Genomic DNA, 19722 nt, shown 5'->3' on the forward strand with positions numbered 1-19722 from the left:
ACCGTTGATCTCTGCCCTAGATTTCCTGCGCGTTACACAGAATGAGAGCCGGCGCAGAGGGACGGAGCCCCCGCAATGTCCGATTCACCAGGAACTTCCGACCGCTTGCCGGTCGTCACGCCGACGCGCGTGATCGTCGGCTTGTGCCTTGTCCTACCGTTCGTCGCGATGCTGTGGGTCGGCTCGTACGCCAGGCTGACGCCGGAGTTCATCGGTATTCCGTTCTTCTACTGGTACCAGATGCTCTGGGTGTTCATCTCGTCCGCGCTGACCTACACGGCGTACGTGCTCGTCCGCCGCGAGGAGCGCGCACGCAAGGGGGGTTCGGCATGAAGGACGGCGTGAACGGCGTCGCGCTCGGCGTCTTCATCTTCTTCTTCCTGGCCGTCACGGTCATGGGCTTCCTCGCCGCGCGCTGGCGCAAGGCCGAGAACGCCCTCCACCTCGACGAATGGGGCCTGGGCGGCCGCTCGTTCGGCTCCTGGGTCACCTGGTTCCTGCTCGGCGGCGACCTGTACACCGCGTACACCTTCGTCGCCGTCCCGGCGGCGGTCTACGCGGCGGGCGCGGCCGGCTTCTTCGCGGTGCCCTACACGATCCTGGTCTACCCGCTGATCTTCACCTTCCTGCCGAGGCTGTGGTCGGTCTCCCACAAGCACGGATACGTGACGACCTCGGACTTCGTCCGTGGCCGCTTCGGCTCCAAGGGGCTCTCCCTGGCGGTGGCGATCACCGGCATCCTCGCCACGATGCCGTACATCGCGCTCCAACTGGTCGGCATCCAGGCGGTGCTTGACGTCATGGGCGTCGGCGGCAGCTCCTCGGACAACTGGTTCGTCAAGGACCTGCCGCTGCTCATCGCCTTCGGCGTGCTGGCCGCTTACACCTACTCCTCGGGGCTGCGAGCGCCCGCGCTGATCGCCTTCGTCAAGGACGCCCTGATCTACATCGTCATCGCGGTGGCGATCATCTACATCCCGTACCGGCTCGGCGGCTTCGACAGCATCTTCGCCAAGGCAAGCAGCGCGTACTCCCAGGTCAACCCGGCGACGGGCAAGGCGCGCGGCGCCCTGGCACCGCCGGAGACGGCGCAGTGGGCCTACGGCACGCTGGCGCTCGGCTCGGCCCTGGCGCTGTTCATGTACCCGCACTCGGTGACGGCCGTGCTGTCCGGGCGGAGCCGCAACGTGATCCGCCGCAACACCACGGTGCTGCCGCTGTACTCGCTGATGCTCGGCCTGCTGGCCATGCTCGGCTTCATGGCGCTGGCAAGCGGCGTCGGAAAGGGCGTCGTCGGCTACAACGGCCAGCTGGCCATCCCCCAGCTCTTCGAGAACATGTTCCCGTCGTGGTTCGCGGGCGTCGCCTTCGCGGCCATCGGGATCGGCGCGCTGGTCCCGGCGGCCATTATGTCGATCGCGGCGGCGAACCTCTTCACCCGGAACATCTACAAGGACTTCCTGAAGCCCGACGCCACCCCCGCGCAGGAGACCAAGGTCAGCAAGCTCGTCTCGCTGCTGGTCAAGGTCGGCGCCCTGGTCTTCGTCCTCACCATGGACAAGACGGTCGCCATCAACTTCCAGCTCCTGGGCGGCATCTGGATCCTCCAGACCTTCCCCGCCCTGGTCGGCGGCCTCTTCACCCGCTGGTTCCACCGCTGGGCCCTGCTGGCCGGCTGGGCCGTCGGCATGATCTACGGCACCTGGAAGGCGTACGGCGTCGCCAGCCTCACCCAGAAGCACTTCGGCGGCTCCTCCGACACCATCCCCGTCATCGGCCAGATCGGCTACATCGGCCTCACGGCATTCGTTCTGAACGCCGTCGTCGCCATCGTCCTGACCTTCGCCTTCCGGGCCCTCAAGACCCCCGACGGCATCGACGAGACAGCGCCCTCCGACTACACGGCGGACTCCGGCGAGCCGGGCGTGGAACCGGACCTGCCGGTGACCGCGACCGCCTAGCAGACCGCTCGCAGGCCTATCGGAGCACCTACCGGACCGGCACCTGGAAGGTGCGCCGGTAGGCCTGCGGAGTCGTACCGACCCACCGGCCGAAGTGGTGCCGCAACGTCGCCGCGTTCCCGAAGCCCGCCCGCGTCGCGATCGCGTCGACCGTGTCCCCCGTCCCCTCCAGCAACTCCCGCGCGAGCAGCACCCGCTGCCCCAGGAGCCACCGGTACGGCGTCGTCCCGGTCTCCTGTTGGAAGCGCCGGGCGAACGTACGCGGCGACACCGCCCACCGGCTCTACCGGCGGCTCGGCTTCGAGCGTCTTCCCGAGCGCGACTGGGCCCCGGTTCCCAGCATCGAGCTGCACGCGTATTACATAGAGCTGTAACGAGACACAACATCTGGTGGCGCCAACTCCAGGCACCACTACATGTATGCTCAACACCGCTGCCACCGCAGGGGAATCCGGTGTGAATCCGGAGCTGCCCCGCAACGGTGAACGGGCCCTCTTCGGCGTGCCCGCACAGTCCGGCCGCCTGCCGGCAGCGCACCCGAGAACCGATCCCGGGTGCCGTCATGTCCGGGCCTCGCGGATTGGGCCGGTGGACGCGGCCGCGGCATGCCCGCGTGCGCCCTGCCATTCCCTCGCGCGGCCGCCGTACGAGGGAGAGATCACACGTGACCATCGCGCCCGTCACATCCGCGGACCACGCACCAGCCGGCACCGCCCTGCTGCGCACCCTGACGGAGTTGACCGCCGACCTCCCCGACACCGACCCCGGTCGAGTGGCCGCCGCCGCGCTGCGCGGCCGCAGCGCCCACGCGGAGGAGGCCGAGCTGCGGGCGCTGGCCACCGAGGCCGCCGCCGGCCTGATCTCCGACGACCCGCAGTACTCGCGGCTCGCCGCCCGGCTGCTGACCCGCGCCATCGCCGACGAGGCGGCCGGCGAAGGCGTCACCTCCTTCACCAGCTCCGTCGCCGTCGGACACCGCGAAGGCCTGATCGCCGACGGCACCGCCGAGTTCGTACGCGTCCACGCCGCCCGCCTCGACGCCCTCATCGACACCTCGGCCGACGACCGCTTCGGCTACTTCGGGCTGCGCACGCTGCACAGCCGCTACCTGCTGCGCCACCCGATCACCCGCCAGGTCATCGAGACCCCGCAGCACTTCCTGCTGCGCGTCGCCTCCGGACTGGCCGAGGACCACACCGCGCGCTCGCTGGACGAGGTCGCCGCCCTCTACGGCCTGATGAGCCGCCTGGACTACCTCCCCAGCTCCCCCACCCTCTTCAACTCCGGCACCCGGCACCCCCAGATGTCGTCCTGCTACCTGCTGGACTCCCCGCTGGACGAGCTGGACTCCATCTACGACCGCTACCACCAGGTCGCCCGCCTCTCGAAGCACGCCGGCGGCATCGGCCTCTCGTACAGCCGCATCCGCGCCCGCGGCTCCCTCATCCGGGGCACCAACGGCCACTCCAACGGCATCGTCCCCTTCCTCAAGACCCTCGACGCCTCGGTCGCGGCGGTGAACCAGGGCGGCCGGCGCAAAGGCGCCGCTGCCGTCTACCTGGAGACCTGGCACTCCGACATCGAGGAGTTCCTGGAGCTGCGCGACAACACGGGCGAGGACGCGCGCCGTACGCACAACCTCAACCTCGCGCACTGGATCCCCGACGAGTTCATGCGCCGCGTCGACACCGACGGCACCTGGTCGCTCTTCTCTCCCGCCGACGTTCCGGAACTGGTGGACCTCTGGGGCGACGATTTCGACGCCGCCTACCGCAAGGCCGAGGCGGCCGGCCTGGCCCAGAAGACCATCCCCGCACGGGACTTGTACGGCCGGATGATGCGCACCCTGGCCCAGACCGGCCAGGGCTGGATGACCTTCAAGGACGCCTCGAACCGCACCGCCAATCAGACCGCCGAGCCGGGCTCGGTTGTCCACTCCTCAAACCTGTGCACCGAGATCCTGGAGGTGACGGACGACCGGGAGACGGCCGTCTGCAACCTGGGCTCGGTCAACCTCGGCTCCTTCGTCGCCGATGGCTCCATCGACTGGGAGCGCCTTGACGAGACGGTACGCACGGCCGTCACCTTCCTCGACCGCGTCGTCGACATCAACTTCTACCCAACCGACCAGGCAGGCCGCTCCAACGCCAAGTGGCGCCCGGTTGGCCTGGGCGCGATGGGCCTCCAGGACGTCTTCTTCAAGCTGCGCCTGCCCTTCGACTCGCCCGAGGCGAAGGTCCTCTCGACCCGTATCTCCGAGCGCATCATGCTCGCCGCGTACGAGGCCTCCGCAGGCCTCGCCGAACGCCCCCAAGCACCTTCGACAAGCTCCGGTGCAGGGGGGACCCCCATCGGCCCTTTCCCCGCCTGGGAGAAGACCCGCGCGGCACGCGGCGTCCTGCACCCCGACCACTACGGCGTGACGCCCACCTGGCCTGAGCGCTGGCAGGCGCTCCGTGCCCGTATCGCCAAGGTCGGCATGCGCAACTCTCTCCTCCTCGCCATCGCCCCGACCGCGACCATCGCCTCCATCGCGGGCGTGTACGAGTGCATCGAGCCCCAGGTCTCCAACCTCTTCAAGCGCGAGACGCTCTCCGGCGAATTCCTCCAGGTCAACGCCTACTTGGTGGAGGACCTGAAGAAACTCGGCGTCTGGGACGCCCAGTCGCGCGAAGCACTGCGCGAGGCGAGCGGCTCGGTGGACGGCTTCAACTGGATCCCGGCGGACGTCCGCGCGCTGTACCGCACCGCCTGGGAGCTCCCTCAGCGCGCCCTCATCGACATGGCGGCAGCCCGTACGCCCTACCTCGACCAGAGCCAGTCCCTGAACCTCTTCCTGGAAACCCCGACCATCGGCAAGCTCAGCTCGATGTACGCGTACGCCTGGAAGCGGGGCCTGAAGACGACGTACTACCTGCGCTCCCGCCCGGCGACCCGCATCGCGCAGTCGGCCCGCGCGGCGGCACCCATCCTCCCCCTACCTTCGGCGGGGGGACCCCCAGTACAGGCGACGCCCGACGACGACGCGATCGCCTGCTCCCTCGAAAACCCCGAGTCCTGCGAGGCCTGTCAGTAATGTCCACCCAGACCAAGAACCTGCTCGACCCGGGCTTCGAGCTGACCCTGCGTCCGATGCGCTACCCCGACTTCTACGAGCGCTACCGCGACGCCATCAAGAACACCTGGACGGTGGAGGAGGTCGACCTCCACTCCGACGTCACCGACCTCGCCAAGCTCTCCGCCGGCGAGCAGCACATGATCGGCCGCCTGGTCGCCTTCTTCGCGACCGGCGACTCGATCGTCGCCAATAACCTGGTCCTGACCCTCTACAAGCACATCAACTCCCCCGAGGCGCGGCTCTACCTCTCCCGCCAGCTCTTCGAGGAAGCCGTCCACGTCCAGTTCTACCTGACGCTTCTGGACACCTACCTCCCTGACCCCGACGAGCGTGCCGGCGCCTTCGACGCGGTCGAGAACATCCCCTCCATCCGCGAGAAGGCCCAGTTCTGCTTCAAGTGGATCAACGAGGTCGAAAAGCTGGACTCCCTCCAGACCAAGGCCGACCGCCGCCGCTTCCTCCTCAACCTCATCTGCTTCGCCGCCTGCATCGAGGGCCTCTTCTTCTACGGTGCCTTCGCCTACGTCTACTGGTTCCGCTCCCGCGGCCTGCTGCACGGCCTCGCCACCGGCACCAACTGGGTCTTCCGTGATGAAAGTGCCCACATGGCCTTCGCATTCCAGGTGATCGACACCGTCCGGCAAGAGGAGCCCGACCTCTTCGACGACGACATGGCCAAGGAGGTCACCGCCATGCTCGAGGAAGCCGTCAAGGCCGAGCTCCAGTTCGCCCACGACCTCTGCGGCAAGGGCCTCCCCGGCATGAACACCGAGTCCATGCGCGAGTACCTGCAGTGCGTCGCCGACCAGCGCCTCGTCCGCCTCGGCCTCCCCGCCCGTTACGGCTCCGAGAACCCCTTCTCCTTCATGGAGCTCCAGAACGTCCAGGAACTGACGAACTTCTTCGAGCGCCGCCCCTCCGCATACCAGGTCGCCGTCGAAGGCTCGGTCTCCTTCGACGACGACTTCTGATCCGTCTACGCTGGCGTTACGTGTCACTGGACGGGGAGGATCACGGCGTGACGGACCAGACGCAGGAAACAGAGGAGCAGCGCGCCGCGCGCAAGGAAGCGGAGAAGGAAGCGCTGTACGCGAGGGACATCTCCGGCGTCACGTGGGTGAGCGCCGGCGGTGACCCCGCCGAGGGCCAGGTGGAGTTGGCCTTCCTGGAGGGCGGCGCCGTCGCCATGCGGAATTCGGCGGAGCCGGAGGGTCCGGTGCTGCGGTATACGGCCGCTGAGTGGAAGGCGTTCCAACTCGGTGCCATCGACGGTGAGTTCGACCTCTAGCTTGCGCAGTCGACGGCTGGATCTCCTCCCCTTGCGCGTGGCGCACGCGGAGGAGATGGCCGCGGTGCTGTCCGACCCGGCCCTGCACGCCTTCATCGGCGGGGATCCGGCCGCCCCGCAGGCGCTACGGAAGCGCTACGAGTGGCTCGTGGCGGGCTCGCCGGATCCCACCCCGACCAGCACGCCCACCGCCACCGAAGGCAGCAGCCGGAGCAGGACGGGCCAGTCGGTGTGCCGACGGTAGGCGCGTACGGCCAACACGTCGCCGACCAGCAGCAGCGGCAGCAGCGCGCCGGTCGACTCGCGTGCGGGGAGTACGGAGGCGAAGAGGGCGACGCTGATGGCGCTGACGCCGCTGATGGCGGTTTTGGAGAAGCCCACCAGGAGGGCGGCGGCGACCAGGGCGGATATCTCCGGGGGGCTGAGTCCGATCACGGACCCCACCCCATCACGGGCCCCGGCGGGCTCAGTCGTTGGGGACGGTTTCGTAGGCCGGGGTCAGCTCCTCCATCTGCCGCAGCGCGTCCTTACGGTCGCGCTTGGAGAGCCGGTCGATGTAGAGGTAGCCGTTGAGGTGGTCGGTCTCGTGCTGGAGGCAGCGGGCGAAGAAGCCGGTGCCCTGGACGGCGATCGGGTTGCCGTGCATGTCCTGGCCCTGGACGCTGGCGTAGTCGGGCCGCGGCAGTTCCGCGTACGCGCCGGGAACGGACAGGCAGCCCTCGTTGCTGTCGTCGAGCACACGCCGCTCGGGGGGAAGTTCGTCAAGGACGGGGTTGACGATGTGCCCGGTGTGGCGGACGCCGTTGTCGTCGGGGCAGTCGTAGACGAGGACGCGCAGGTCGACGCCGATCTGGTTGGCGGCGAGGCCGACACCCTCGGCGGCGCGCTGGCTGGCGAACATGTCGTCGATGAGCTGCGCGAGGTCGGCGTCGAACTCGGTGACGGTCCGGCACGCGTGGTGCAGCACGGGGTTGCCGACGACGGTGATGGGCCGGACGGTGCCCCGGGCGCGGTGGGCCTCCTCGCGGGCCTCCGCGTCCGTGACGTCGTCGATGTATCCCGGCGCCTCAGTCGGCTGCTCGTACTGCTGCTCGGTGTCCTGCTGCGACATGGTGTGCCGTACGCCTTCCTGGGGCTTCGTCCTTGAGCCATTAAGGGTACGTGCGACGGGACGGCCGGCGGACCGGTCAGCAGACCTCTTCGAGGTCGCGCCAGTCCCGCGTGTCGGGGCTGTCGGCGACCCAGCCGTCCAGCAGCCCGCGCACCAGTCCGTCCGGCGCGGCGATGCCGCATTCGCGCTCCGGGACCCAGAGGCTGCCGGCGCTGCGGTGGCTGAGGTGGCCGGGGTGGCCGGGCTCGCTGTGGTCGTGGGGGTCGCGGGCCGAGTCGGAGCCGGAACCGTCATCGGTCTGCATCCGGCCCTCGGAGCACGTACGACACAGCAGCCGTACGGAGGAGGACCAGTCCTCGGCGGCGAACCCGGCGTCGGCGGCGAGCCGCTCCAGGGCGTCGCGATCGGCCTCGGTGGCGGCTTCCAGGAGTACGAGCCAGGTGGGCACCGGGGAGGGCGCCCAGAGCTCGATCTCGTCGAAGACGGGGTACGAGGCGCCGTCGGCGGTTGCGCGCTCGCCGTGCGGGACGCCGTCGTGCAGGACGACCTCACCCCAGCGGCGGCCGGAGGACGGCAGCGGGATGCTCAGCACCTCGATCCGGGCCGGGTCGAGCCGGCGGCCCCAGACAACCTCGGCCTCACCCTCCGGGGAGAGCCGGACGGCGGCGCTGCCCAACTCCATCTCCAGCTCGCCCTCACCGACCGCGTCGGGCGTCCGGAGGCCGTACGCCTGCCAGGCGCGGCGGGCCAGCGGCCAGTCCTGCAGGGCGGTGGCGGCGATGCCGACGTTCCACCAGTCGGGGGCGCCGGGGGCGCGGTCCAGGAGGGCGACGGCGCGCAGGCCCGCGGTACGGGCCTGCTCCCAGTCGTGCCGGAACTTGTGCAGCAGGGCCAGGTTGTACCAGGACTCCGAGAGCCAGGGCTCCAGGTCGGCGGCTCGGGTGAGCAACGCGCCGGCGTCCTCGTACCGCCCGTCGCCGATCAGCGTGAAGGCACGGTCGGTCGCCTGCCGCCAGGTGGCGGAGGGCCGGTGCCGCACTTTGCTGAAGATCCTCAATGTCCCGCCTGCCGCTGTCCGGTTGGTGCGCTTCCTTTGCCATCCTTCTTGCCATGGCCGTGTGCTGCCACACACTGCCGGGCTTGTCGGTTTGGCGGCTTAGCGACATGCTGCCGCTCAGCGGCATCCAACCATGCCTGCGGGGGCTTCCGCTCCTTACCGTCCGGTTCCGGCCCGGACGGTAACAACGGGCCTGGTCAGCGCCTTACGGAGCGTGCGTTCCGGTAGTGGCTCCGGAAGCCTCGCCGGCTTCCACGGCCGGCTCCGGCACCGGGGCCATCCCGGCCGCCCGGATCAGCTCGATCCGGGTGAGCACCTTCGCACGCAGGTCAGACGGCACGTCGTCATGGCCGCAGCACCGCTTGACCAGCTTCTTCACCGCTGCCTCCAGCCCGTACTTCTCCAGGCAGGGATGGCATTCGTCGAAGTGCTGCTTGAACTTCTTGCAGGCGTCCTCGGACATCTCGTCGTCGAGATACTCGTACAGATGGTCGAGTACTTCGGAGCAGTCCGTCTCATGCGGGTTTCCGCAGCTCATGTGCCCGAGCCCTTCTCATCTCCCGCGCCCGCCGGGACGAGCCCGCGTTCCCGCGCATAATCCTCAAGCAGCGAGCGCAGCTGTCGCCGCCCCCGGTGCAGACGGGACATCACCGTTCCGATGGGGGTTCCCATGATGTCGGCGATCTCCTTGTAGGCAAACCCCTCGACGTCCGCGAGATACACGGCGATCCGGAACTCCTCCGGGATCGTCTGCAGCGCCGTCTTCACATCGGAGTCCGGCAGGTGGTCGAGCGCCTGGGATTCCGCCGAGCGCAGGCCGGTCGACATGTGCGACTCGGCGCGCGCCAGCTGCCAGTCCTCGATCTCCTCCGTACCGCTGCGCTGGGGTTCGCGCTGCTTCTTGCGGTAGGTGTTGATGAAGCTGTTGGTGAGGATGCGATACAGCCAGGCCTTGAGGTTCGTACCCTCACGGAACTGGTGGAAGGACGCGTACGCCTTCGCGTACGTCTCCTGCACGAGGTCTTCGGCGTCGGCCGGATTGCGGGTCATGCGCAGCGCGGCCGAGAACATCTGGTCGAGGAACTCCAGGGCGTCACGCTCGAAGCGCGCGCTGCGCTCGGCCTCCGACTCCCGGGGACCATCGGCCGTGCTGTCTTCGGTGCCGGTGACCGGACCCACCTCCTCGAAAACGGTCACGGGGCCAAAACCGGTCCCGCTCGTTTCGGAGGATATCCCGCCTGAGACCGGCGTGCCGGGCGCGTCCGCCGCAGCGCCCCCTACCGGCCACTGCGGCCATGACAAATATGCCGCTTCGGCGCGGGGCTGGCATGCGGATGAAACCATGCGGCTCTGCCTTCCTCACTCATGCGTAGACGTATACCTATCGACGTCCCGGACAACACGCCCGGCCCGCCGCTCATTCCCCCAGGCTCAGCCACCCCGCCACGGTGTCGGTCAGCAGCGTGAGGGCCTGCTCCTGCGTGATGTCCGCCGACTTCGGCACCGCGAAACCGTGGTCCGCGTACGGCACCTCCAGCAACTCCGGCCCCGCAGGGAACTCCGCCGGGCGCCCGAAGGGGTCGCGGCCGCCCTGTACGACCAGAGTCGGCACCCCGGCGGCGACGGGCGCGAGCAGTTCGTCGGCCCGGGACTTCTCCGGCTTGCCCGGGGGGTGCAGCGGGAAGGCCAGCGCCAGCACCGCGTGAGCGCCCAGCTCCTCCGCCGTCCGGCACGCCACCCGCGCCCCCGCGCTACGGCCCCCGGCCACCACCGGCGCCCCCGGCTTCGCCAGCGCCGGCCACACCTCCCGCCACCCCGCGTCCAGCACCTTCGGCGCCGGCGCCAACCGCTTCCCCGCCACCCGCCACGGCTGCTCCACCAACGCCACGGCGATCCCTAGCGGGGGCAGCTCCGCCGCCAGCGCCCGCAGGTCCCTTGCCTCGATCCCGCCTCCCGCCCCATGGCTCACCGCCAGCACCGCGCGCGGCGCCCTCTTGCCTGCGGCCCGGTGCCAGGTGATGCGGGCGTCGCCCGCCGCGGTTCCGACGATCTCGATCTCGCTCACGGTGCGAGTCTCCCACTTGGGTTGTGGGGCAACGTTCCGCTGGGGTCCCCCGGACGAAGCCTGGGGGAGGAACGGGCTGGCACAACCCCCGGGGGGAGGGCTCAGAACAGCGTCTGCTCCTCCGGCGCCGGGAGCGGCTCCACCAGCTCGGGGCCGTCGTTGCGGACGTTGCTGACGTCGGTACGGACGGGGTAGGCCCGAAGCAGTCCCGCCGGGGGCGGGGTGAGGAGGGCGTCCGTACGGGAAGGCGAAAGCCAGTCGTCCCAGCGGTCCGGCGTCAGCATGAGCGGCATGCGGGGGTGGATGTCGGCGAGGGAGCGGGGGCGGTCGTCGGGGGCGGGCTCGGCGAAGGGCGCGGTGTCGGCGGCGGTGGTGATGACGGTGCAGGTGACCCACCAGGCCCGCTCGTGGTCGTCCGGGAGCGTGCGGTCGCGCCAGAACTCGTACAGACCCGCCATGGCCATGACTGAGCCGTCGACGGGGGTCACGAAATACGGCTGCTTCCTGGGGCGCTTCTTCTTGCCCTGCTCCTCGAGCTGCCGTTCCTCCGGCGCCGTGACCCACTCGTAGTAGCCGTCCGCCGGAAGCAGGCAGCGCCGCGAGACGAAGGGGCGCCGGAAGGACGCCTTCTCGTGCACGGTCTCGGCCCGGGCGTTGATCATCTTCACGCCGACGTCAGGTGACTTGGCCCACCCCGGCACCAGCCCCCAGCGCATCGCGCGGAGCTGCCGGACGACCTCGCCGGTCTCCTTGTCGGGGCGCTCAAGCACCGCGTACGTCGTGTCCGTGGGCGCCACGTTCCAGTTGGGGGCGAGTGCCTCCTCCGGATCCCATTGCCGTACCTCGAACAGGCCGACGAGATCCTCCGGCCTCCGGCTCGCTGCATATCGACCGCACATAAGTGCCAGATTGCCACGGCACGCTGACAGCTCGCTGTCGTATGGTGCCCTGCGTGCAGCTCACCGATGTGAACAACGTCTGGAACGAACTCGTCGGCACCCAGCCCGACCCCTCCTCATGGCTGGTCGCAGGTACCGCCCTCGTCGCCCTCGCCGCCATATTGCCGCACGGCATATGGCGGCTGACCCGCAACGCGATCACCATCGCGCACGAGGGCGGCCACGGCCTGGTCGCCCTGCTGAGCGGCCGCCGCCTCGACGGCATCCGGCTGCACTCGGACACCTCGGGCCTGACCGTCTCGCGCGGCAGGCCGACCGGCCTCGGCATGGTACTGACCGCCGCCGCCGGCTACAGCGCGCCGTCGCTGCTCGGCATCCTGGGCGCGGTGCTCCTGGCCGCCGGTCACATCACGGCGCTCCTGTGGGGCGCCACTGCGCTGCTGATCGCGATGCTGGTGATGATCCGCAACGCGTACGGCGCGCTGACTGTCATCCTCACGGGCGCGGCCTTTCTGCTGGTGTCGTGGCTGACCGGCCCCGCCGTGCAGGCGGCCTTCGCGTATCTGGTCGTCTGGTTCCTGCTGCTCGGCGGCGTACGCCCGCTCTTGGAGCTGCAGCGCAAGCGCCGTCACGGCGGAGCGCCGGATTCGGACGCCGACCAGCTCGCGCGGCTCACGCACACTCCGGCAGCCCTGTGGATGCTGCTCTTCTACGCCATCGGGCTCATCGGTCTCTTCGGCGGCGGCCGCTGGTTGCTGGGCCTGTAAGCCGACGCGAGCGGCCTAACAGAGGTCTGTTTCCCTCAGGTTTCGCCCGATACGATCAAGAATCTCCCTCGACGGCAGCCACTAGGCTTGGGTCCCATGACCGGTAACACCGCGCACACCGCCTTGTGGCCCGCCCCGATCGCGTCCGGCCCCGTCGACGCGACCGTCACCGTGCCCGGGTCGAAGTCGGTCACCAACCGCGCCCTCGTACTGGCCGCGCTCGCCTCCGAGCCCGGCTGGCTGCGCCGTCCGCTGCGCAGCCGGGACACCGTGCTGATGGCCGAGGCGCTACGCGCCATGGGTGTCCAGATCGACGAGACCGTGAACCCGTACGGCGGCGAGGCCTGGCGGGTCATCCCAGCCGGGCTGCACGGCCCCGCCACGGTCGACGTCGGCAACGCCGGCACCGTGATGCGCTTCCTGCCCCCGGTGGCCGCGCTGGCCGACGGCCCGATCCGCTTCGACGGCGACCCGCGTTCGTACGAGCGGCCGCTGCACGGTGTGATCGACGCGCTGCGCGTGCTGGGCGCCCGGATCGACGACGAGGGGCGCGGCGCGCTGCCGCTGACCGTGCACGGCGGCGGGGCGCTGGACGGCGGGCGGGTGTCGATCGACGCGTCGTCGTCCTCGCAGTTCGTGAGCGCGCTGCTGCTGTCGGGGCCGCGCTTCAACCAGGGCGCCGAGGTCCGCCACGTGGGCCCCAGCCTGCCCTCCCTGCCCCACATCAAGATGACGGTCGAGATGCTGCGGGCCTCCGGCGCCAAGGTCGACACCCCGGAGTACGGCGGCGAGCCGAATGTCTGGCGGGTCGACCCCAGCGCGCTGCTGGGCAGCGACCTGACCGTCGAGCCCGACCTGTCCAACGCCCAGCCCTTCCTGGCCGCCGCGCTGATCACCGGCGGCCGGGTCACCATCCCCGACTGGCCCGAGCGCACCACCCAACCCGGTGACGCGCTGCGCGAGCTGTTCACCCGCATGGGCGGCTCCTGCGAGCTGACCGAGAAGGGCCTCACCTTCACCGGCACCGGCCGCATCCACGGTATCGACGCCGACCTGTCCGACGTCGGCGAGCTCACCCCCGGCATCGCAGCCGTCGCCGCACTGGCCGACTCCGAGTCCGTCCTGCGCGGCGTCGGACATCTGCGCCTGCACGAGACCGACCGGCTCGCCGCCCTCACCAAGGAGATCAACGAGCTCGGCGGCGACGTCACCGAGACCGAGGACGGCCTGCGGATCCGCCCGCGCCCGCTGCGCTCCGGCGTCTTCCATACGTACGACGACCACCGCCTCGCCACCGCAGGCGCGGTCCTCGGCCTGGCCGTGGACGGCATCGAGGTGGAGAACGTCGCCACCACCGCGAAGACCCTCCCCGACTTCCCCGAGATGTGGAGCGCCATGCTCTCCCCGCTCTCCCCCGCGCGGGCCTGAGGGCCTGCGGTCATGCGTCGCTACGGCAAGAACCCAGACGAGGACGACATCCGGTCCCGCCCGAACCCCAAGGGCAACCGTCCGCGCACCAACATCCGCCCCAAGCACGAGGACGCCGCCGAGGGCATGGTCCTCACCGTCGACCGCGGCCGGCTCCACGTCCTCATCGACGACCGGCAGGTCGTCGCCATGAAGGCCCGCGAGTTGGGCCGCAAGAGCGCGGTGGTCGGCGACCGGGTCGCCGTCGTGGGCGACCTGTCCGGGGACAAGGACACCCTCGCGCGGATCGTCCGGGTCGAGAAGCGCGACTCCGTCCTGCGCCGCACCGCCGACGACGACGACCCGTACGAGCGCGTCGTCGTCGCCAACGCCGACCAGCTCGCCATCGTCACCGCCCTCGCCGACCCCGAGCCCCGCCCGCGCATGATCGACCGCTGCCTGGTGGCCGCGTACGACGCCGGGCTCGACCCGCTCCTCGTGCTGACCAAGTCCGACCTGGCCCCGGCCGAGCCGTTGCTGGAGACGTACGGGCCGCTGGGCCTGTCGTACGTCGTCACCAACCGGGACGACTTCCTCACCGGCGGCGTCGACCAGATCCGCGAGCGCCTCAAGGGCCGTATCACCGCTTTCGTCGGCCACAGCGGCGTCGGCAAGACCACGCTGGTCAACGCCCTGGTCGAGCGGCAGCGCGCCACCGGCATCGTCAACGCCGTCACCGGCCGCGGCCGGCACACCACGACGTCCGCCCTGGCGCTGCCGCTGCCGGGCGATGGGGGTACCTCCCAGGCCGAAGGCTCTGGGGGAGGCTGGGTCATCGACACCCCCGGCGTCCGTTCCTTCGGCCTCCACCACATCGACCCCTCGCGCGTCATCCACGCCTTCCCCGACCTCGAACCGGGTACGGAGGACTGCCCGCGCGCCTGCAGCCACGACGAACCCGACTGCGCTCTGGACGCGTGGGTGGCCGCCGGCCACGCCGAACCCGCCCGGTTGGAGTCCCTGCGGCGGCTCCTCGCAACGCGGGAGCGCAGGGAAGGGGACTGACCCCTGTTTTCCGGGCATGCTGTGTGATGATCGCTCATCACACAGGATCCACCGGAACGAAACGGGAGGGCATTCGATGGCCTGGCTCCTCGTGGTGGTCGCAGGCATCCTCGAAACCGGCTTCGCCGTCTGCCTCAAGCTCTCCCACGGCTTCACCCGCCTCTGGCCCACGGTCGCCTTCTGCCTCTTCGCCGTCGGCTCCTTCGGCCTCCTCACCCTGTCCCTGAGGAAGCTCGACGTCGGCCCCGCCTACGCCGTCTGGACCGGCATCGGCGCCGCCGGCACGGCCATCTACGGCATGGCCTTCCTGGGCGACATCGTGTCCACCCTGAAGCTGGTCTCCATCTCCCTGGTCATCCTCGGCGTGATCGGGCTCCAGCTGTCCGGGTCCGCGCACTAGTCACCGCCCGCCGGTCACCACCCGCGCGGTGCCAGCAGTCCCCGTACCAGCCGCGCCACCTGGAGGCAGGCCTCCTCGTCGTCGGCGGCGGGGGCGACGACGTACGAGAGCGCGAGGCGGACGGCGGCCTCGCAGGTCCAGGCGATCTCGGCGGGATCGAGCTTGGGGAAGCCGCCGGCGAGGGCGACGGCGGCCCGGGACCGGATGGCGGCGATGACCTCGGCGGAGGTGAGGGGCTGGTCCTCCTTGCGTGCCCGCAGACTGCGCTGGGCGGGGACGGCGATGACGGCGGCGGCCGGGACGCGGTCACCGCGGCAGCCGGTGAGAGTGGCGCGGACGAGGGCGTTGCGGCGGGCCGTGTGCAGCATCCAGGCGGTGGCGGCGGCGAAGCAGTCACCGGCGTCGGCGCCCAGGCTCCCGGCGGTGGACAGGGCGTGGTCGAGGCCGTCGAGGAAGTCGTCGGCCTCGCGGCGGGCAAGGGCGCGGGCGATGCCCTCCTTGTTGCCGAACTCGTTGTAGAGGGTCTGCCGCGACACTCCGGCGATGGCGGCCACGTCAACCATCCGGATGGCACCCCAGGGCTGCTCCGCAAGCGCCGACAGGGCCGCGTCGAGCAGCGATTCACGTGCTGTGGGCATCGTCGCCTCCACGGCCCGGGAGACGGGGCCGTGCGGTCAGAATTGACGCGCGGTAGGCCCGTGTCAAGGCTCCGGGCGCTCCATGCGTGACCTCGACGGCATGCGATCGATACTGTTCGCTTCATGCCCGACTTCAACGACGACCTGCGCCTCGCGCACATCCTGGCTGACGCCGCCGACGCCGCGACCATGGACCGCTTCAAGGCACTCGACCTCAAGGTCGAGACCAAGCCCGACATGACGCCCGTCAGTGAGGCGGACAAGCGGGCCGAAGAGCTGATCCGCGGCCAGCTCGGCCGCGCCCGCCCGCGCGACGCGGTCCTCGGGGAGGAGTACGGCACCCAGGGCACCGGTCCCCGCCGCTGGATCATCGACCCCATCGACGGCACCAAGAACTACGTACGCGGGGTGCCCGTCTGGGCCACCCTCATCGCCCTGAACGTACGCGGCGACAGCGGTGACGAGGGCGTCGTCGGCGTCGTGTCGGCGCCGGCGCTGGGCCGCCGCTGGTGGGCGGCAAAGGGCACGGGCGCGTTCACCGGGCGCAGCCTGTCCTCCGCGACCCGGCTGCACGTGTCGAGCGTACGCAACCTCGAGGACGCCTCCTTCGCCTACTCCTCGCTGAGCGGCTGGGAGGAGCAGGGCCGGCTCGACGGCTTCCTGGACCTGACCCGCAAGGTCTGGCGCACCCGCGGCTACGGGGACTTCTGGCCGTACATGATGGTCGCCGAGGGCTCGGTGGACATCTGCGCGGAGCCGGAGCTCAGCCTGTGGGACATGGCGGCCAACGAGGTCATCGTGCGGGAGGCCGGGGGCCGCTTCACCAGCCTCGACGGCATCCCGGGCCCGTACGGCGGGAACGCGGCGGCTTCGAACGGGCTACTGCACGAGGAGATGCTGGGCTACCTGGGGCGTTCGTAGCTCCCCGGTCAATCACTCTGCGCAGTGCCCTTGCTGCGCCAGGCGAAGCATGTGAATATGAGAACGCCCGAGCTTGTGAACTTGTGAAAGCAATCTCAAGGGGTACTCCATGCTCGTCCGAGACGCCATGACCACCGTCGTCCTCACCATCGGCCCCGCCCACACCCTCCGCCAGGCCGCCGAGTTGATGTCCGCCCGGCGGGTCGGCGCCGCGGTGGTCCTCGATCCTGACACCTACGGACTCGGCATCCTCACCGAACGTGACATCCTCGACGCGGTCGGCGCCGGGCTCAGCCCCGACCTTGAGACCGCCCAGCGCCACACCACCACCGACGTGGTCTTCGCCGCCCCGCAGTGGACCCTGGAGGACGCCGCGGCCGCGATGGTGCGCGGCGGCTTCCGGCACCTGATCGTGCTGGAGGGCAACTCCCCGGTCGGGATCGTCTCGGTGCGCGACATCGTGCGGTGCTGGGTCCCTGCGGCGCTTGAAACAGCAACCATCAATTGAGGAACCCCCACGGCGAGGGCCCGGGCCGCGAGAGCGGCGGCGCATAGCCGCAAACCAGCCGGGGTCAGGTCCCTGAAACCTGACCCCGGCCGGGTCTGTTACGGCAAGCGGCCGATCAGCCGCGAAGGGCCTGGACCGCGGCTTCCAGCCGCTTGCCGTAGTCGGGGTCCGCCTGGCGGAAGTTGTTGATCGCGCGCTCGGCGATGTCGTCACGCGACACCTGGGCGATGAAGCCGGCGAGGTTGGCGATCAGGCGCTCCTTCTCCTCCTCGGAGAAGAGCCGGTAGAGGTTGCCGGCCTGCACGAAGTCGTTGTCCTCGGCGTGCGAGGGGGCCTCGTGGTTGCCGGTGCCGCCGGCGACGGGGACCGGCTGCCACAGCGGGCGGCCCGTCTCCTTGATGGTGTTGAAGCTGTTCGGCTCGTAGTTCTTGGCGCCGCCGTGCCGGCCGTCGTACGCGTAGCCGTCGCGGCTGTTGGTGCGGGCCTCGGTGGCGTGCGGGCGGTTCACCGGCAGGTGGTCGGCGTTGATGCCGACGCGGTAGCGGTGGGCGTCGCCGTACGCGAAGAGGCGGCCCTGCAGCATCTTGTCGGGGGACGGGCCGATACCGGGCACGAAGTGGGCCGGCGAGAAGATCGACTGCTCGACCTCGGCGAAGATGTTCTGCGGGTTGCGGTTGAGCTCGAGCTTGCCGATCTCGATCGGCGGGTAGTCCGCGTGCGGCCACACCTTGGTGAGGTCGAACGGGTTGAAGCGGTAGTTGGCCGCCTCGGCCGCCGGCATGATCTGCACCTGCACGGTCCAGGACGGGAACTCGCCGCGCTCGATGGCCTCGCGCAGGTCACGCTGGTGGCTGTCGGGGTCCATGCCGGAGAGCTGGACAGCCTCTTCGGTGGTGAGGTTCTTGATGCCCTGGTCGGTCTTGAAGTGGTACTTGACCCAGAAGACCTCGCCAACCTCGTTGTTCCACTGGTACGTGTGCGACCCGTACCCGTTCATGTGGCGCAGCGTGGCGGGGATACCGCGGTCACCGAGCAGCCAGGTCACCTGGTGCGTCGACTCCGGCGACAGACCCCAGAAGTCCCAGACGTTGTCCGCCTCCTGCGAGCCGGTGTACGGGTCGCGCTTCTGGGTGTGGATGAAGTCGGGGAACTTGATGGCGTCCTTGATGAAGAACACCGGGGTGTTGTTGCCGACGAGGTCGTAGTTGCCCTCTTCGGTGTAGAACTTCAGCGCGAAGCCGCGCGGGTCGCGTACCGCGTCGGCGGAGCCGAGGTTGCCCGCGACGGTGGAGAACCGCAGGAAGGTCTCGGTCTGCTTGCCGACCTCGGACAGGAACTTCGCCCGGGTCCACTGGCTGACGTCGCGGGTCAGCGTGAAGGTGCCGTACGCACCAGCGCCGCGGGCGTGCACGATGCGCTCCGGAATGCGCTCGCGGTTGAAGTGCGCGAGCTTCTCCAGAAGGCTCTGGTCCTGGATGAGGACCGGCCCGCTGAGGCCCGCGGTCTCGCTGTTCTGGTTGTCCGCAACCGGAGCTCCCGACTCGGTGGTCAGCGGGCCCGTCTCCTGAACCGTCACGTGCGTCTCCCTGGATGAGTCCTGTCCCTTGGCTATCGCCGGAACCGATCCTACGATAGACAGAGTCTAAGTCAAGAAGCATGCCAAAGTCGTACTGATTCACAAGCCGGACAAGCACTGTTAAGGTGGACCCATTCCCACTGATAGGTGAATCTGACAATGAGCGACCTGCTGGAACGACTGCGCGGACGCGGTTGGCGTATGACCGCGCAGAGACGCGTCGTGGCCGAGGTCCTCGACGGCGACCATGTCCACCTGACCGCCGACGAGGTACACGCGCGTGCCGCGGCCCGGCTGCCCGAGATCTCCCGGGCGACCGTGTACAACACCCTCGGTGAGCTGGTCACCCTCGGTGAGGTCATCGAGGTGGCCACGGACGGCCGCGCCAAGCGGTACGACCCCAACGCCCACCACGCACACCAGCACCTCGTGTGCTCGAACTGCGGCACGATCAGGGACGTCCACCCGTCGGGCAACCCGATGCTCGACCTGCCCGACGGTGAGCGCTTCGGCTTCGCCATCGCCGATGTCGAGGTCACCTACCGGGGCCTGTGCCCGGACTGCCGTTGAGCCTCCCGCTGAGCGGATTTGCGCTGCTCAGCGGGGGTGGGTTAGAGTAAAGACACAACGACGCGGGGTGGAGCAGCTCGGTAGCTCGCTGGGCTCATAACCCAGAGGTCGCAGGTTCAAATCCTGTCCCCGCTACTGCGAAGAGGGCCTGGAACTTCGGTTCCGGGCCCTCTTGTCGTTCTCGTTGGTCCTGCCACGGTGGGGGCGGGACCCCCACCGTTACGCGGACAGCTCCTGCCGCAGCGCGTCCGCGAGCCGCGCCGCACGCTCCGCGACCTCCGCGGGGCGGCACTGCGCGGCCCGGGCGCACCAGGCCTGGGCGTCGGCGAGCTGGCCGTGCCGTGCGGCCAGCAGGGCGAGCCGCAGGGCCG

Annotated in this window: 20 protein-coding genes, 1 tRNA gene, 3 pseudogenes and 1 riboswitch; of the genes and pseudogenes, 14 read left to right on the forward strand and 10 right to left on the reverse strand. The window is 69.9% G+C overall.

The genetic code is table 11. The features are described 5' to 3' along the window. Positions 1-75: 75 nt before the first annotated feature. Together EFK10_RS31055 and mctP are read left to right on the forward strand one after the other, a co-directional pair. Complete coding sequence (locus EFK10_RS31055) at positions 76-333, forward strand: DUF3311 domain-containing protein (RefSeq protein WP_127358980.1); 258 nt, start codon at positions 76-78, stop codon at positions 331-333. Next, positions 330-1961 (forward strand): monocarboxylate uptake permease MctP, encoded by a 1632-nt coding sequence (gene mctP, locus EFK10_RS31060; RefSeq protein ID WP_127358981.1) that lies wholly within the window; start codon positions 330-332, stop codon positions 1959-1961. Before EFK10_RS31055 ends, mctP begins: the two co-directional genes overlap by 4 nt. A 28-nt stretch (positions 1962-1989) precedes the next feature. Here mctP and EFK10_RS31065 read toward each other — a convergent pair. Then, positions 1990-2244, reverse strand: a pseudogene (locus EFK10_RS31065) (helix-turn-helix domain-containing protein); the annotation flags it as partial. Between the two features lie 162 nt (positions 2245-2406). After that, a riboswitch (cobalamin riboswitch) is annotated at positions 2407-2481 on the forward strand. A gap of 144 nt (positions 2482-2625) precedes the next feature. Here EFK10_RS31065 and EFK10_RS31075 point away from each other — a divergent pair. From EFK10_RS31075 to EFK10_RS51100, 4 genes and pseudogenes are all read left to right on the forward strand, one after another. Continuing rightward, positions 2626-5037, forward strand: coding sequence for a ribonucleoside-diphosphate reductase subunit alpha (locus EFK10_RS31075; RefSeq protein WP_240677583.1), 2412 nt, complete (start codon positions 2626-2628; stop codon positions 5035-5037). Next, positions 5037-6050, forward strand: a complete 1014-nt coding sequence (locus tag EFK10_RS31080; RefSeq protein ID WP_127358983.1) for a ribonucleotide-diphosphate reductase subunit beta — start codon at positions 5037-5039, stop codon at positions 6048-6050. Before EFK10_RS31075 ends, EFK10_RS31080 begins: the two co-directional genes overlap by 1 nt. 47 nt (positions 6051-6097) lie before the next feature. After that, complete coding sequence (locus EFK10_RS31085; protein ID WP_127358984.1) at positions 6098-6367, forward strand: DUF397 domain-containing protein; 270 nt, start codon at positions 6098-6100, stop codon at positions 6365-6367. Beyond that, positions 6351-6539: pseudogene (locus tag EFK10_RS51100) on the forward strand (GNAT family N-acetyltransferase); the annotation flags it as partial. The gene EFK10_RS31085 and the pseudogene EFK10_RS51100, both read left to right, overlap by 17 nt. Here EFK10_RS51100 and EFK10_RS31095 read toward each other — a convergent pair. From EFK10_RS31095 to EFK10_RS31125, 7 genes and pseudogenes are all read right to left on the reverse strand, one after another. Then, positions 6539-6811: pseudogene (locus EFK10_RS31095) on the reverse strand (TSUP family transporter); the annotation flags it as partial. The pseudogenes EFK10_RS51100 and EFK10_RS31095 overlap by 1 nt on opposite strands. A gap of 22 nt (positions 6812-6833) precedes the next feature. Beyond that, complete coding sequence (gene def, locus EFK10_RS31100; RefSeq protein WP_127358986.1) at positions 6834-7478, reverse strand: peptide deformylase; 645 nt, start codon at positions 7476-7478, stop codon at positions 6834-6836. A gap of 76 nt (positions 7479-7554) precedes the next feature. After that, positions 7555-8535, reverse strand: coding sequence for a tetratricopeptide repeat protein (locus EFK10_RS31105; protein WP_127358987.1), 981 nt, complete (start codon positions 8533-8535; stop codon positions 7555-7557). Between the two features lie 205 nt (positions 8536-8740). Then, positions 8741-9073 (reverse strand): mycothiol system anti-sigma-R factor, encoded by a 333-nt coding sequence (rsrA, locus tag EFK10_RS31110; protein WP_127358988.1) that lies wholly within the window; start codon positions 9071-9073, stop codon positions 8741-8743. Next, complete coding sequence (locus EFK10_RS31115; RefSeq protein WP_206305650.1) at positions 9070-9714, reverse strand: sigma-70 family RNA polymerase sigma factor; 645 nt, start codon at positions 9712-9714, stop codon at positions 9070-9072. The genes rsrA and EFK10_RS31115 overlap by 4 nt, the downstream gene beginning before the upstream one ends. A 238-nt stretch (positions 9715-9952) precedes the next feature. Next, positions 9953-10600: an alpha/beta hydrolase family protein gene (locus tag EFK10_RS31120; RefSeq protein WP_164836216.1), complete on the reverse strand. Its 648-nt coding sequence runs from the start codon at positions 10598-10600 to the stop codon at positions 9953-9955. Positions 10601-10701: 101 nt separating this feature from the next. Then, positions 10702-11499 carry an SOS response-associated peptidase gene (locus EFK10_RS31125; protein WP_127358990.1) on the reverse strand — a complete coding sequence of 266 codons (798 nt, stop codon included), beginning with the start codon at positions 11497-11499 and terminating at the stop codon, positions 10702-10704. Between the two features lie 53 nt (positions 11500-11552). Between EFK10_RS31125 and EFK10_RS31130 the strand changes: the two genes are divergently transcribed. From EFK10_RS31130 to EFK10_RS31145, 4 genes are all read left to right on the forward strand, one after another. Beyond that, positions 11553-12266 carry a M50 family metallopeptidase gene (locus tag EFK10_RS31130; RefSeq protein WP_127358991.1) on the forward strand — a complete coding sequence of 238 codons (714 nt, stop codon included), beginning with the start codon at positions 11553-11555 and terminating at the stop codon, positions 12264-12266. A gap of 96 nt (positions 12267-12362) precedes the next feature. Then, on the forward strand, positions 12363-13694 hold the full coding sequence (gene aroA / locus EFK10_RS31135; RefSeq protein WP_127358992.1) for a 3-phosphoshikimate 1-carboxyvinyltransferase: 1332 nt from the start codon (positions 12363-12365) through the stop codon (positions 13692-13694). A 12-nt stretch (positions 13695-13706) separates the two neighbouring features. Beyond that, entirely contained in the window at positions 13707-14738 is a 1032-nt protein-coding gene (gene rsgA, locus EFK10_RS31140) for a ribosome small subunit-dependent GTPase A (protein ID WP_127358993.1), read from the forward strand. 76 nt (positions 14739-14814) lie between these two features. After that, positions 14815-15138 (forward strand): DMT family transporter, encoded by a 324-nt coding sequence (locus tag EFK10_RS31145; protein WP_127358994.1) that lies wholly within the window; start codon positions 14815-14817, stop codon positions 15136-15138. Positions 15139-15152: 14 nt separating this feature from the next. Here EFK10_RS31145 and EFK10_RS31150 read toward each other — a convergent pair whose 3' ends face one another. After that, positions 15153-15776, reverse strand: a complete 624-nt coding sequence (locus EFK10_RS31150; protein WP_127358995.1) for a TetR family transcriptional regulator — start codon at positions 15774-15776, stop codon at positions 15153-15155. 123 nt (positions 15777-15899) lie between these two features. On the opposite strand from EFK10_RS31150, the gene hisN reads away from it, so the two are divergent. After that, positions 15900-16697 (forward strand): histidinol-phosphatase, encoded by a 798-nt coding sequence (gene hisN, locus EFK10_RS31155; protein ID WP_127358996.1) that lies wholly within the window; start codon positions 15900-15902, stop codon positions 16695-16697. 109 nt (positions 16698-16806) lie between these two features. Continuing rightward, entirely contained in the window at positions 16807-17205 is a 399-nt protein-coding gene (locus EFK10_RS31160) for a CBS domain-containing protein (RefSeq protein ID WP_127358997.1), read from the forward strand. 115 nt (positions 17206-17320) lie between these two features. Here EFK10_RS31160 and EFK10_RS31165 read toward each other — a convergent pair whose 3' ends face one another. Further along, the gene (locus EFK10_RS31165; protein ID WP_127358998.1) at positions 17321-18781 is read right to left on the reverse strand and encodes a catalase; all 1461 of its coding nucleotides are present in this window, start codon (positions 18779-18781) and stop codon (positions 17321-17323) included. 159 nt (positions 18782-18940) lie between these two features. Here EFK10_RS31165 and EFK10_RS31170 point away from each other — a divergent pair, with 159 nt between their 5' ends. Both EFK10_RS31170 and EFK10_RS31175 read left to right on the forward strand, forming a co-directional pair. Continuing rightward, positions 18941-19351 carry a Fur family transcriptional regulator gene (locus EFK10_RS31170; protein ID WP_127358999.1) on the forward strand — a complete coding sequence of 137 codons (411 nt, stop codon included), beginning with the start codon at positions 18941-18943 and terminating at the stop codon, positions 19349-19351. A gap of 61 nt (positions 19352-19412) precedes the next feature. After that, a tRNA-Met gene (locus tag EFK10_RS31175) sits at positions 19413-19486 on the forward strand. Positions 19487-19722: the final 236 nt, after the last annotated feature.

The sequence above is a fragment of the Streptomyces soli genome (assembly GCF_003999195.1).
GTDB lineage: Bacteria > Actinomycetota > Actinomycetes > Streptomycetales > Streptomycetaceae > Actinacidiphila > Actinacidiphila soli.

What these genes read in the sequence shown, in the direction of transcription:
- EFK10_RS31055 (WP_127358980.1), top strand. Translation starts at nt 76, where the DNA reads ATGTCCGATTCACCAGGAACTTCCGACCGCTTGCCGGTCGTCACGCCG.
- mctP (WP_127358981.1), top strand. Translation starts at nt 330, where the DNA reads ATGAAGGACGGCGTGAACGGCGTCGCGCTCGGCGTCTTCATCTTCTTC.
- EFK10_RS31080 (WP_127358983.1), top strand. Translation starts at nt 5,037, where the DNA reads ATGTCCACCCAGACCAAGAACCTGCTCGACCCGGGCTTCGAGCTGACC.
- def (WP_127358986.1), bottom strand. Translation starts at nt 7,478, where the DNA reads ATGTCGCAGCAGGACACCGAGCAGCAGTACGAGCAGCCGACTGAGGCG.
- rsrA (WP_127358988.1), bottom strand. Translation starts at nt 9,073, where the DNA reads ATGAGCTGCGGAAACCCGCATGAGACGGACTGCTCCGAAGTACTCGAC.
- EFK10_RS31125 (WP_127358990.1), bottom strand. Translation starts at nt 11,499, where the DNA reads ATGTGCGGTCGATATGCAGCGAGCCGGAGGCCGGAGGATCTCGTCGGC.
- aroA (WP_127358992.1), top strand. Translation starts at nt 12,363, where the DNA reads ATGACCGGTAACACCGCGCACACCGCCTTGTGGCCCGCCCCGATCGCG.
- rsgA (WP_127358993.1), top strand. Translation starts at nt 13,707, where the DNA reads ATGCGTCGCTACGGCAAGAACCCAGACGAGGACGACATCCGGTCCCGC.
- EFK10_RS31145 (WP_127358994.1), top strand. Translation starts at nt 14,815, where the DNA reads ATGGCCTGGCTCCTCGTGGTGGTCGCAGGCATCCTCGAAACCGGCTTC.
- EFK10_RS31150 (WP_127358995.1), bottom strand. Translation starts at nt 15,776, where the DNA reads ATGCCCACAGCACGTGAATCGCTGCTCGACGCGGCCCTGTCGGCGCTT.
- hisN (WP_127358996.1), top strand. Translation starts at nt 15,900, where the DNA reads ATGCCCGACTTCAACGACGACCTGCGCCTCGCGCACATCCTGGCTGAC.
- EFK10_RS31160 (WP_127358997.1), top strand. Translation starts at nt 16,807, where the DNA reads ATGCTCGTCCGAGACGCCATGACCACCGTCGTCCTCACCATCGGCCCC.
- EFK10_RS31170 (WP_127358999.1), top strand. Translation starts at nt 18,941, where the DNA reads ATGAGCGACCTGCTGGAACGACTGCGCGGACGCGGTTGGCGTATGACC.